Raw genomic sequence first — 12,120 nt, forward strand, 5'->3', positions numbered from 1 at the left:
CCGGCATAGTCATGCAGCCATCTTGATGCGCCGATCCATGCGCATGAAAGGAGCCACCTCGTGGAAGAGATGCTGAGGGAATACCTTCCCATCCTCGTTTTCCTGGCCGTTGCCATTGGATTGGGCCTTGTTCTCATCCTCGCCGCCGTCGTTCTGGCCGTGCGCAACCCTGATCCCGAAAAGGTCAGCGCCTATGAATGCGGCTTTAACGCCTTTGACGATGCCCGGATGAAGTTCGATGTGCGATTCTATCTCGTATCGATCCTGTTCATCATCTTTGATCTTGAAATCGCACTGCTCTTTCCCTGGGCCGTGGCCTTTCAGGATCTGAGCATGGCGTCGTTTTGGTCGATGATGGTGTTTCTGGCCGTTCTGACCGCAGGCTTCGCCTATGAGTGGCGCAAAGGAGCGATGGAATGGCAGTGATGACGGGGACCCATACCGCAGGGCCGGATCGCGAAGTGGCAACGCAGGCCCTGAACGCGGAGTTGCAGGACAAGGGATTCCTGCTGACCTCGACCGAGGACATCATCAATTGGGCGCGCACCGGGTCCTTGCACTGGATGACCTTTGGTCTGGCGTGCTGTGCGGTCGAGATGATGCATACCGCCATGCCGCGCTATGATGTGGAGCGGTTCGGCTTTGCCCCGCGCGCCAGCCCGCGGCAGTCCGACGTGATGATCGTGGCCGGCACGCTGACCAACAAGATGGCGCCCGCGCTGCGCAAGGTCTATGACCAGATGCCCGAGCCGCGCTATGTGATCTCGATGGGGTCCTGCGCCAATGGCGGGGGCTATTATCACTACAGCTACTCGGTCGTGCGCGGCTGTGACCGGATCGTGCCGGTCGATATCTATGTGCCGGGCTGCCCGCCGACCGCCGAGGCGCTGGTCTATGGCATCCTGCAGTTGCAACGCAAGATTCGCCGCACGGGGACGATTGTCAGATGAGCGCTTCTCTCAAGGAACTGGGCGGCTATATCGAACACAAGCGCGGCGATTGCGTGCTGAGTTGGGATGTGGCCTTTGGCGAGTTGACTGTGGATGTGGCGCTGAACCACATCGCGGGGTTGGCGGAGTTTCTGAAAACCGACCAGAACTGCGCTTTCTCCACGCTGGTTGATATTACCGCGGTGGATTACCCGGATCGGGCCAAGCGGTTCGACGTGGTCTATCATTTCCTCAGCATGTATCAGAACCACCGCATTCGTCTGCGCGTGTCGGTGCGCGAAGAGGATATGGTGCCCTCGATCACCGAGGCATACCCCGCCGCCAACTGGTTCGAGCGCGAAGTGTTCGATATGTTCGGCATCCTTTTCTCGGGCCATCCCGACCTGCGCCGGATCCTGACCGACTACGGCTTTCGTGGGCACCCGCTGCGCAAGGATTTCCCGACCACTGGCTATACCGAGGTGCGCTATGACGAGGTGCAAAAGCGCGTCGTCTACGAGCCTGTGAGCCTTGTGCAGGAATATCGGCAGTTCGATTTCATGAGCCCGTGGGAGGGTGCGGAATACATCCTGCCGGGGGATGAGAAGGGGGCGAAATGATGGGCGCAGGATATGGCATGGGCGGAGGTGGCGTGATTTTCATGCTGATTTTCGCCGCGCTGATTGTAATACCCTTTTGGAAATTGTTGCCGAAGTTCGGAATGCCCAACTGGGTGAGCCTTGTAGCGATCATTCCGCTTGGCGCGCTCGTGCTTCTCTGGATCATGGCATTCCGTGACAAGCTGGACGGGGGACGTGGATAATGGACGGCACCAAAGGGTTCGATGACGCCCTGACCGGCGAGCAGAAGATTCGCAATTTCAACATCAACTTTGGTCCGCAACACCCTGCGGCGCATGGCGTTTTGCGTCTTGTGCTAGAGCTGGACGGGGAATTGGTGGAACGCTGCGATCCGCATATCGGCCTGCTGCATCGCGGCACCGAGAAGCTGATGGAAAGCCGCACCTACCTGCAGAACCTGCCTTACTTCGACCGGCTGGATTACGTGGCGCCGATGAACCAGGAACATGCCTGGTGTCTGGCCATCGAAAAGCTGACCGGCGTCGAGGTGCCGCGCCGTGCGAGCCTGATCCGTGTGCTCTATTGCGAGATTGGCCGGATCCTGAACCACCTCCTGAACGTCACGACGCAGGCGATGGACGTGGGCGCGCTGACCCCGCCGCTCTGGGGCTTTGAAGAGCGCGAAAAGCTGATGGTGTTCTATGAGCGGGCCTGTGGCGCGCGCCTGCATGCGGCCTATTTCCGGCCCGGCGGTGTGCATCAGGACCTGCCACCCGAGTTGATCGACGATATCGAGACCTGGGCCAATGAATTCCCCAAGGTGCTGGATGATATCGACGGGCTCTTGACCGAGAACCGTATCTTCAAGCAGCGCAATGCCGATATTGGCGTTGTCAGCCAGCAAGAGGCGCTCGACTGGGGCTTTAGCGGCGTCATGGTGCGCGGCTCTGGCATGGCGTGGGATTTGCGTCGGGCGCAGCCCTATGAATGCTATGACGAGTTCGATTTCCTTGTTCCTGTCGGCAAGAACGGCGATTGCTATGATCGCTACCTCTGCCGGATGGAGGAAATGCGGCAGTCCTTGCGGATCATCCATCAGGCGATTGCCAAGCTGCGCGCGCCCGAGGGCCAAGGCGATATTCTGGCGCGGGGCAAGATCACCCCGCCGAAGCGTGGTGAGATGAAGCGTTCGATGGAAGCGCTGATTCATCACTTCAAGCTCTATACCGAAGGGTTCCATGTCCCGGCCGGCGAGGTTTACGCCGCGGTCGAGGCGCCCAAGGGGGAATTTGGCGTCTACCTAGTGGCGGATGGCACCAACCGGCCTTATCGCGCCAAGCTGCGCGCTCCGGGCTTCCTGCATCTGCAGGCGATGGATCATGTCGCCAAGGGCCATCAGCTTGCCGATGTGGCGGCGATCATCGGGACGATGGATGTCGTCTTTGGGGAGATCGACCGGTAATGAGCTGGGCAGGCCTTGCCATAGCGCTTTCGGGCGCGGGGGTGCTGGTGACGGGGGCGTTGGCCGCTCTCTTCCTGCGCGACCCGGTGGCAGGGATGGTGGCCACAACCCATCGCGCCGAGCAATTGCCGCAGGTGATGGCCAATCGCTATGTGGCGATGCTGGTGCTGGCGTTGGGCGCGACCCTCTATGGGGATATGAAGGTGATCGCCCTGCTTTTTGCCGCGTTTTCCTATATGGCGTTTCACGACGCGTGGATCTATGCGCGGGCTGGGCAGGCGGTGGCCAAGCATATCGGCGCGGGGATTGCCGCATTGATCGTGGTCGTGGTGGCGAGTTTGGCGATGGGGCAGTCTGTATGAGGGGTTTGGTTACACTGTTGCTTTGTACCTTGCCGGTCATGGGGCAGGCGCAGGCTGTGTCTTCGGAACGGATCGAGGAATTCGTGGGTGTCATGGCGCAGTATGGCTGTCGCATGTCGCCCTATCAGGCGGACAAGGTGATGCCCGAGGCCGGTTTCGCGGACAAGGATGAGACCAAGGCCATCACCGAGCAGCTGGTGAGCGAAGAGCGGGCGCGCATCCTTGATGGTCAGCTTGTGGTTTTTGGCGGTGTTTGCGGCGGCAAGCTGGATTATTCGGGGCGCGAGCGGTTTTTCGCGGCGATTGCCGACAATGATTGCGTGATGACCATCGACGAGGCCAAGCATCTGTTGCCGCGTGTGGGCGTCGAGATGACCGAAGTGCGGATGTTGATGGACAAGATGGAGCGGATGGCGGAAATCCGTGTGTCCTCGGATCAGAAGGCCGTGTTTCTGGAACAGAGCCTGTGCGACAAGTTCAAGGGCCTGTCGGCGGATATGATGTCCAGCAACCCCGAGATTACCGCGCCGCAGCGTGGGCCGGAGGAACTGCGCGTCGATTTCATCGCTTATATGAAAAGCGCAGGCTGCCGTCTGACCCGCGCCGAGGCTGATATCCAGCTGCCGGCGGCCGGGTTCACCACCAAGGAATTGCGCCCCGTTATTGGCAAGATGTTGCAAGAGGGCGAGGCGGTGATGCACACCGACGATGACTCGCTTTCGCTTTCAGAAGAGGTGTGTTCGCAATGATCACCGCACGGATTGCGGCCTTGGCCGCGTTTGGTTTTCTTGCAGGCTGCGCCCTGCCGCCCGAGGGTGTGGGCCAGGAGGGCATCGCGCGCTATGACGCTGCGGCAAAGTCGCTGGGATGCCAGCTTGTGACCGAACCCGACTATCTGGCCGCCGAAATCCAGACCGGGCTAGAGCGGCAGCAATTGCTTGATATCACCGCCTATAAACTGTCCTCGGGCGGAGCCGTTCGGCTGCCTGATGGGGGCGTGAAACTGACTACAGGAGCCTGTGCCTGAGAATGCTACGTCGCCTTTATCACCAACAGCCCGAGAGCTTTGCCTTTAGCCCCGCCAATCAGGCCTGGGCCGAGGGACAGATCAGCAAATATCCCGAAGGCCGTCAGGCCAGCGCGATCATCCCGCTCTTGTGGCGGGCACAGGAGCAGGAGGGCTGGCTGAGCCGTCCGGCGATCGAGCATGTGGCCGACATGCTGGGAATGGACTATATCCGCGCTCTGGAAGTGGCGACATTCTACTTCATGTTCCAGTTGCAGCCGGTGGGCAGTGTCGCGCATTTCCAGATTTGCGGCACGACGACGTGCATGATCTGTGGTGCCGAGGATCTGATTGCGGTCTGCAAGGACAAGATCGCGCCCAAGGCGTTCGAACTGTCGGCGGATGGCAAGTTTTCCTGGGAAGAGGTCGAGTGCCTTGGCGCCTGCGCCAATGCGCCGATGGCACAGGTCGGCAAGGATTATTACGAGGATCTGACCGCCGCGCGGTTCTCGGAGATCATCGACGAGTTGGCGGCAGGCAAGGTGCCTGTGCCGGGGCCGCAGAATGGCCGCTATGCCGCCGAGCCGAAATCGGGGCTGACCAGCCTCAAGGAGTTTGAGAGCGGTCGCGCGCAGTACAATGCCAGCGCGCAGGCGGCGGTGGATATTGGCGACACGGTCAAGCGGATCGACGGCACCGAGGTGCCGCTCTTGACACCGTGGCGCGACAAGGGCGCGATGCACAAGCCGGCCGCGTCGTCGGTCAAGCAGAACGCCGAACCGGTGGCCATCGTAACCAAGGTTGCCCCGGGCACGCCCGCGGATGCGACCGGAGCGACCAAGGCCGAGGCGCAGGCCACCGCGACGGCGAAACCGGCTGTCGAACCGGCCGCGAAGCCCGCGAAAGCGGCGGCCGAGGCGGCCCCCGCGCCGGGCAAGAAGCCCGAAGCGCTGAGCGCGCCGCGCGAAACGGGCGCGGATGATCTCAAGATGATCAAGGGTGTCGGGCCCAAGCTGGAGCAACTGTTGCACAGCATGGGCTTTTTCCACTTCGATCAGATTGCGAAATGGACGGAGGAGGAGATCAGTTGGGTCGATCAGAACCTTGAGGGTTTCAAGGGGCGCGTGAGCCGGGACAACTGGGTTGAGCAGGCAAGTTTGCTGGCGGACGGCAAAGAGACAGAGTTCTCTGCCCGTGCCAAGAAAGGTGGCGTTTACTGAATACGCCTGTCTGAACACAACAGGGGGTTACTGTCATGTCTGATACGTCGAAACTGAGCACTTGCCAGATCATCAGTTGGAGCCTTGCGCTCTTGTCCGGTGTTCTGGTGCTCTGGTCCACAGCCGGAGCGGTTGGCGTCTTTGCAGCGCTGCTGTTGGGACTGGCCTTTACGGTGTTCTTTGGCCTCGTGACCACGGGTCTGGTCTGCACCGGGTATCGCCCCGAGGATCGCGGGATCGAGGCGCGGGATGTCGAGGCGACGTTGCGGGACGTGACGGGGATCACCGGCTACAAGGCGCCGGATGTCGAGGACGAGGCGCCTGCGCCGGTATCCTCTCCGGTGGCGACCCCGGCGCAATCGGCGGCGGTTGTGGCTGAGACGAAGACAGAGGCGGCATCAGAAGACGCGGAGATGGGCACGAAGCCCGCAGCGCTTTCGGCTCCGCGCGGGGGTGCGGCGGATGACCTCAAGCAGATCAAGGGGGTGGGCCCCAAGCTTGAGGAGCTGTGTAACGAGTTGGGGTTTTACCACTTTGACCAGATCGCGGGCTGGACGGCGGCAGAGGTGGCATGGGTGGACGAGAACCTCAAAGGGTTCAAAGGCCGGGTGAGCCGCGACAATTGGGTCGAGCAGGCCAAGACCCTCGCCGCTGGTGGCGAGACAGAGTTTTCCAAACGCGTCGCATCGGGCGGCGTTTACGAGGAATGATGCAAGCGATGCGCAGTCAGGACAAAGACCGGCTAATGGCACGCAAGGGCCGCACCGTGGGTGTGGTGATTGCGGCGACCATGCTGATCTGGATGGCTGCGCAATGGCTGGGCGCACAGATGGGATGGCCGATCCGGTTTGTCTTTCTGTTCGATCTGGCCGCCATTGCCGCCTTTTTCTGGGCGTTGGTGGTGACTTATCAAATCTGGCGCATGCGCCGGGACAATCAGGGGTAGCGGAATGCTCAAGGACCAGGACCGTATCTTTACCAATCTCTACGGGATGCATGATCGCAGCCTCAAGGGGGCCTTGGCGCGTGGGCATTGGGATGGCACGGCCAAGATATTGCAGAACGGTCGCGATTGGATCGTGAACCAGATGAAGGCGAGCGGCCTGCGCGGGCGCGGCGGTGCGGGCTTTCCCACGGGTCTGAAATGGTCGTTCATGCCCAAGGAAAGCGACGGGCGGCCAAGCTATCTGGTGGTCAATGCCGATGAATCCGAACCCGGCACCTGCAAGGACCGCGAGATCATGCGCCATGATCCGCATACGCTGATCGAGGGCTGTCTGATCGCCAGCTTCGCGATGAACGCGCATGCCTGTTACATCTACATTCGCGGAGAATATATCCGCGAGAAAGAGGCGCTTCAGACCGCGATTGACGAGGCTTATGCGGCGGGGCTTGTGGGCAAGAACGCCTGCAAATCCGGTTGGGATTTCGACATCTATCTGCATCACGGGGCGGGCGCCTATATCTGCGGCGAGGAAACCGCGCTGCTGGAAAGCCTTGAGGGCAAGAAGGGCATGCCCCGGATGAAGCCGCCGTTTCCGGCGGGTGCGGGTCTCTATGGCTGTCCGACGACGGTGAACAACGTGGAATCGATTGCCGTGGTGCCGACCATCCTGCGGCGCGGGCCCGAGTGGTTTGCAGGCTTTGGCCGGCCCAACAATTCGGGCACCAAGCTCTTTGCGATTTCGGGTCATGTGAACAACCCTTGTGTCGTCGAAGAGGCGATGTCGATCACCTTTGAAGAGTTGATCGAGAAACATTGCGGCGGTATTCGCGGCGGTTGGGACAACCTCAAGGCTGTCATTCCCGGCGGGTCTTCGGTGCCCTGTATTCGCGGTGAGTTCATGCGCGAGGCAATCATGGATTTCGATTACCTGCGCGAGCAGCGGTCGGGCCTTGGCACGGCGGCGGTGATCGTGATGGACAAGTCGACCGATATGATCAAGGCGATCTGGCGTCTGTCGAAATTCTACAAGCATGAAAGCTGCGGTCAGTGCACGCCCTGCCGCGAGGGCACCGGCTGGATGATGCGGGTGATGGACCGGCTTGTGCGCGGCGAGGCCGAGGTCGAGGAGATCGACATGCTGCTCGACGTGACCAAGCAAGTCGAGGGCCACACGATCTGTGCGCTTGGCGATGCGGCGGCTTGGCCGATTCAGGGCCTCATCCGCAATTTCCGCGACGAGATCGAGGACCGGATCAAGGCAAAACGCACCGGGCGCGTAAGCGCTGTGGCGGCGGAATGAGGATATTTGCCTCATATCGCCGCGCCGGGCTGGTGCTGGTTGCCCTGGCCGTTTTGGCGGGATGCACGGAGCGGGAAGAGCGGGTGCTGTTCAACGGCAACTATTATCCCGGCAAGGCGCGTGCCGAGAAGCAGGACCGGCGCAACTTCACGGCTTTCGTGCGGCGGGCCGGGCGCGGCATCGAGGGGGCGCAGCAAGCTGTGCTCTATGAGGCCACGCGCTATTGCCTCGATAATTTCGGCACGTCCGAGATTGCCTGGAAAGGTGCGCCCGAAGGGACCGAGGGGCCGGTTTATGCGCGCTCCGGGGATACTGTGACGGTTACGGGGCGCTGTATCATATGGTCATAAACCGTTTCATATCAGGGGCTTGGCCCGCCTGCTATTGCATAGCAGGCGGCGTGGAACCCATCTGCGATGCAGATGGGCGTGCCATGATGGCCTGCCCCCGCACTGATATGAAAGGAATGATCCGATGCGTGTGATCCTGTCTTTTGTTCTGAGCCTTGGTTTGGGGGCGTCGGGTGGCGTGGCCTCGGCCAGCGCCGGGTCACTGGCGCAAGAGGCCGATATCAACCAGGGCCTGTTCTATATGGCTGTCGCGGATGAAATCCGCAAACGCTGCGGCGACATCTCGCCGCGTGTCTTTACCGCCATTGCCTATATGCGCGCGCTCAAGGCCGAGGCGCAGTCGCGCGGCTACACCGAAGACGAGATCGAGGCTTACATCTCGGACAAGGCCGAAAAGCGCAAGATTCGCGGGCGCAGTGACGACTATATCCGGTCGCAGGGTGCCATGCCCAACGACGAGCCGAGCCTGTGCGATCTAGGTCGTGCCGAAATCGCAAAGCAGAGCCCGATCGGCAAGTTTCTGAAAGCAAAGTGAGATACCATGTCTGACCTACGCAAGATCATCATCGACGATCACGAGATCGAGGTCGAGGGCGCGATGACCCTGATCCAGGCCTGCGAGCAGGCCGGGGTCGAGGTGCCACGGTTCTGCTACCACGAGCGGTTGTCGATTGCCGGGAATTGCCGGATGTGTCTTGTTGAGGTGGTCGGCGGCCCGCCCAAGCCTGCGGCAAGCTGTGCGATGCAGGTCAAGGACCTGCGGCCCGGTCCGGACGGCACGCCGCCGGTGGTCAAGACCAACAGTCCGATGGTCAAGAAGGCCCGTGAGGGTGTGATGGAATTCCTGCTCATCAACCATCCGCTCGATTGCCCGATCTGCGATCAGGGCGGCGAGTGCGACTTGCAGGATCAGGCCATGGCCTATGGTGTGGATTTCAGCCGCTACCGCGAACCCAAGCGCGCGAGCGAGGATCTGGATCTTGGCCCCTTGGTCGAGACCCATATGACGCGCTGCATCTCTTGCACGCGCTGTGTGCGCTTCACCTCCGAGGTGGCCGGGATCATGCAGATGGGCCAGACCGGGCGCGGCGAGGATGCCGAGATCACCAGCTATCTGGGTCAGACGCTCGACAGCAATCTGCAGGGCAATATCATCGACCTCTGCCCGGTGGGTGCGCTTGTGAGCAAACCCTATGCCTTTACCGCGCGCCCGTGGGAATTGACCAAGACCGAGACCATCGACGTGATGGACGCGCTTGGCAGCAATATCCGCGTGGATTGCAAGGGGCGCGAGGTCATGCGCATCCTGCCGCGTAACCATGACGGCGTGAACGAGGAATGGATTTCCGACAAGACGCGCTTTGTCTGGGATGGGTTGCGGCGGCAGCGTCTGGACCGGCCCTATATCCGCGAAAACGGCAAGCTGCGCGTGGCCACATGGCCCGAGGCCCTGGCCAAGGTGGCGGAGGCGATCAAGGGTGCCAAGAAGCTGGCGGGTCTCGTGGGCGATCTGGTTCCTGTCGAGGCGGCCTTTGCCCTCAAGGGGTTGATCGAAGGGCAGGGCGGGACCGTGGAGTGCCGCACCGACAAGGCGCGGCTGCCTGTGGGCAACCGCAGCGGCTATGTCGGCAATGTCGCTATCGAAGAGCTGGACACGGCCAGGAATGTGGTGCTGATCGGCACCGATCCGCGGGTTGAGGCACCGGTGCTCAATGCGCGTCTGCGCAAGGCTTGGATCAAGGGGGCCAACATCGCGCTGGTCGGTCCAAAGGTCGATCTGACCTATGAATATTCCCATGCCGGCACGGATCGTGCCGCCCTTGAGGGGCTGAGCGTGCCTGAGGATACGATTGTTGTCGTCGGTATGGGCGCGCTGCGCGAGGCCGATGGCGCGGCGGTCCTAGCCGCCGCGATGGCGCTGTCCGGGCGAATGCTGGTGCTGCATACGGCGGCGGGTCGTGTGGGCGCGCTGGATGTGGGCGCCGTGACGGAAGGCGGGCTCGATGCCGCGATTGAGGGCGCTGATGTGATCTATAACCTCGGCGCGGACGAGGTCGAGATCGCGGCGGGACCTTTCGTGATCTATCAGGGCAGCCACGGCGATCGGGGCGCGCACCGCGCGGATGTGATCCTGCCGGGGGCGGCCTATACCGAGGAGCAGGGCCTGTTCGTGAATACCGAAGGCCGTCCGCAACTTGCGCTGCGCGCGGGCTTTGCCCCGGGTGAAGCCAAGGAAAACTGGGCGATCCTGCGTGCGCTCTCTGGGGAATTGGGGGCCGTGTTGCCCTATGACAGCATCGCCCAATTGCGTCAGGCACTGGTCAAGGCGGTGCCGCATTTGAAGAAGGTGGATCAGGTTCCGGAAAATGACTGGCAGCCGTTGGAAAAGGATGCGCTTGGCAAGGCCGATTTCCGGCTTGCACTTGCGGATTTCTACCTGACCAATCCGATTGCCCGTGCCAGCGAGCTGATGGCGGAGCTGAGCGCCAATGCCAAGGCACGCGGCACGCAGCCGATGGCGGCAGAGTGAGGATGGTCATGGCCGTCATATCGCCTCTGGCGCTTGGGCTGGCGGGCTGTGCCGACAGCGGGGCACCCGTGCCTTTTGCACCCGAGTATCGCGGGATCGAGACGCGGCTTCTGGATGGGGATCTGGTGAATTTCCACGTCAGCATGGGCGGCGCGCGTGATGCTGGCGACGTAGAGCGCTATGCCGAATGTGCCGCTGCGCAATATGCGCTGATCCGGGGTTACGGATTTGCGCGTCACCTGCGCACAAGTGTCTCGGAAGAGGCTGGCATCTGGCAGGGCGATGCGGTTTATACGATCTCGGCGGCCTTGCCGCGGGGGCTACTGACTATCGACGCTGAAGTCGTCGCCGCAAATTGTGCGGAAAACGGAATACCGATGGTGTGAGGACCTGATGGCTGAATTCTTTACAACCCCGCTGGGAACTTTCGTGATCATCCTGGCGCAATGTCTCGCGGTGGTGGGCTTTGTCATGGTCTCGCTCTTGTTCCTCGTTTATGGCGACCGCAAGATCTGGGCCGCCGTGCAGATGCGCCGGGGCCCCAATGTGGTGGGCACCTGGGGCCTGCTGCAGACCGTGGCAGACGCGCTGAAATACGTGGTCAAGGAGGTCGTCGTGCCTGCGGGGGCCGACAAGGCGGTGTTCATGCTGGCCCCGATGACGAGTTTCGTACTGGCGGTGCTGGCGTGGGCCGTGATCCCGATGAACGACGGCTGGGTTTTGTCGGATATCAACGTGGCGGTGCTCTTTGTTTTTGCCGTGTCCTCGCTCGAGGTCTATGGCGTGATCATGGGGGGCTGGGCGTCGAACTCGAAATACCCGTTCCTTGGGTCGTTGCGCTCGGCGGCGCAGATGATTTCCTATGAGGTGTCTCTGGGTCTGATCATCATCGGCGTGATCATTTCCACAGGCTCGCTCAATTTCAGTGCCATCGTCGGCGCACAGGACACCGCCTATGGTTTCTTTGGCTGGTACTGGTTGCCGCATCTGCCGATGGTGTTCCTGTTCTTCATCAGTGCCTTGGCCGAAACGAACCGCCCGCCCTTCGACCTGCCCGAGGCGGAATCGGAACTGGTGGCGGGCTATCAGGTGGAATATTCCTCGACGCCGTTCCTCTTGTTCATGGCGGGGGAATATATCGCGATCTTCCTGATGTGCGCGCTGATGAGCCTCTTGTTCTTTGGCGGCTGGCTCTCGCCCATTCCGGGGCTGCCGGATGGCGTTCTGTGGATGATCGGCAAGATGGCGTTCTTCTTCTTCCTCTTCGCCATGGTCAAGGCGATCACGCCGCGCTACCGCTACGATCAGCTGATGCGGATCGGTTGGAAAGTGTTCCTGCCCATGTCTCTGGGCTGGGTGGTGATCGTGGCGTTTCTTGCGAAATTCGAAGTGCTGGGCGGCTTTTGGGCCCGCTGGGCGATTGGAGGCTGATCC

At 61.4% G+C, this 12,120-nt stretch carries 17 protein-coding genes; all 17 read left to right on the forward strand.

From position 1 onward, the window contains the following. Positions 1 to 60: 60 nt before the first annotated feature. Complete coding sequence (locus MVC20_RS00430; protein WP_037271593.1) at positions 61 to 426, forward strand: NADH-quinone oxidoreductase subunit A; 366 nt, start codon at positions 61 to 63, stop codon at positions 424 to 426. Continuing rightward, on the forward strand, positions 417 to 950 hold the full coding sequence (locus tag MVC20_RS00435; protein WP_297537381.1) for an NADH-quinone oxidoreductase subunit B: 534 nt from the start codon (positions 417 to 419) through the stop codon (positions 948 to 950). Before MVC20_RS00430 ends, MVC20_RS00435 begins: the two co-directional genes overlap by 10 nt. Then, positions 947 to 1,549 (forward strand): NADH-quinone oxidoreductase subunit C, encoded by a 603-nt coding sequence (locus tag MVC20_RS00440; RefSeq protein WP_297537383.1) that lies wholly within the window; start codon positions 947 to 949, stop codon positions 1,547 to 1,549. Before MVC20_RS00435 ends, MVC20_RS00440 begins: the two co-directional genes overlap by 4 nt. After that, positions 1,546 to 1,752: a hypothetical protein gene (locus tag MVC20_RS00445; RefSeq protein WP_297537385.1), complete on the forward strand. Its 207-nt coding sequence runs from the start codon at positions 1,546 to 1,548 to the stop codon at positions 1,750 to 1,752. The genes MVC20_RS00440 and MVC20_RS00445 overlap by 4 nt, the downstream gene beginning before the upstream one ends. Further along, the gene (locus MVC20_RS00450; RefSeq protein WP_297537387.1) at positions 1,752 to 2,972 is read left to right on the forward strand and encodes an NADH-quinone oxidoreductase subunit D; all 1,221 of its coding nucleotides are present in this window, start codon (positions 1,752 to 1,754) and stop codon (positions 2,970 to 2,972) included. The genes MVC20_RS00445 and MVC20_RS00450 overlap by 1 nt, the downstream gene beginning before the upstream one ends. Then, entirely contained in the window at positions 2,972 to 3,334 is a 363-nt protein-coding gene (locus MVC20_RS00455; protein ID WP_297537389.1) for a hypothetical protein, read from the forward strand. The genes MVC20_RS00450 and MVC20_RS00455 overlap by 1 nt, the downstream gene beginning before the upstream one ends. Beyond that, positions 3,331 to 4,083: a hypothetical protein gene (locus tag MVC20_RS00460; protein ID WP_297537391.1), complete on the forward strand. Its 753-nt coding sequence runs from the start codon at positions 3,331 to 3,333 to the stop codon at positions 4,081 to 4,083. Before MVC20_RS00455 ends, MVC20_RS00460 begins: the two co-directional genes overlap by 4 nt. Continuing rightward, positions 4,080 to 4,361: a hypothetical protein gene (locus MVC20_RS00465; RefSeq protein WP_297537393.1), complete on the forward strand. Its 282-nt coding sequence runs from the start codon at positions 4,080 to 4,082 to the stop codon at positions 4,359 to 4,361. The genes MVC20_RS00460 and MVC20_RS00465 overlap by 4 nt, the downstream gene beginning before the upstream one ends. A gap of 2 nt (positions 4,362 to 4,363) precedes the next feature. Further along, entirely contained in the window at positions 4,364 to 5,560 is a 1,197-nt protein-coding gene (locus MVC20_RS00470; protein WP_297537395.1) for an NADH-quinone oxidoreductase subunit E, read from the forward strand. A 35-nt stretch (positions 5,561 to 5,595) separates the two neighbouring features. Continuing rightward, the gene (locus MVC20_RS00475; protein WP_297537397.1) at positions 5,596 to 6,270 is read left to right on the forward strand and encodes an NADH:ubiquinone oxidoreductase; all 675 of its coding nucleotides are present in this window, start codon (positions 5,596 to 5,598) and stop codon (positions 6,268 to 6,270) included. After that, positions 6,267 to 6,506: a DUF5337 domain-containing protein gene (locus tag MVC20_RS00480; protein ID WP_037271609.1), complete on the forward strand. Its 240-nt coding sequence runs from the start codon at positions 6,267 to 6,269 to the stop codon at positions 6,504 to 6,506. Before MVC20_RS00475 ends, MVC20_RS00480 begins: the two co-directional genes overlap by 4 nt. Positions 6,507 to 6,510: 4 nt before the next feature. Beyond that, positions 6,511 to 7,806: an NADH-quinone oxidoreductase subunit NuoF gene (gene nuoF, locus MVC20_RS00485; protein WP_037271622.1), complete on the forward strand. Its 1,296-nt coding sequence runs from the start codon at positions 6,511 to 6,513 to the stop codon at positions 7,804 to 7,806. After that, on the forward strand, positions 7,803 to 8,156 hold the full coding sequence (locus tag MVC20_RS00490) for a hypothetical protein (protein WP_297537400.1): 354 nt from the start codon (positions 7,803 to 7,805) through the stop codon (positions 8,154 to 8,156). The genes nuoF and MVC20_RS00490 overlap by 4 nt, the downstream gene beginning before the upstream one ends. 124 nt (positions 8,157 to 8,280) lie before the next feature. Next, positions 8,281 to 8,691, forward strand: a complete 411-nt coding sequence (locus MVC20_RS00495; RefSeq protein WP_297537402.1) for a DUF5333 domain-containing protein — start codon at positions 8,281 to 8,283, stop codon at positions 8,689 to 8,691. Between the two features lie 6 nt (positions 8,692 to 8,697). Further along, entirely contained in the window at positions 8,698 to 10,686 is a 1,989-nt protein-coding gene (gene nuoG / locus MVC20_RS00500) for an NADH-quinone oxidoreductase subunit NuoG (RefSeq protein ID WP_297537404.1), read from the forward strand. Between the two features lie 2 nt (positions 10,687 to 10,688). Continuing rightward, entirely contained in the window at positions 10,689 to 11,072 is a 384-nt protein-coding gene (locus tag MVC20_RS00505) for a hypothetical protein (RefSeq protein ID WP_297538073.1), read from the forward strand. Between the two features lie 7 nt (positions 11,073 to 11,079). Continuing rightward, entirely contained in the window at positions 11,080 to 12,117 is a 1,038-nt protein-coding gene (gene nuoH, locus MVC20_RS00510) for an NADH-quinone oxidoreductase subunit NuoH (RefSeq protein ID WP_297537406.1), read from the forward strand. The last annotated feature ends 3 nt before the right edge of the window (positions 12,118 to 12,120 follow it).

This window comes from Roseovarius sp. (assembly GCF_027019125.1).
Lineage (GTDB): Bacteria > Pseudomonadota > Alphaproteobacteria > Rhodobacterales > Rhodobacteraceae > Roseovarius.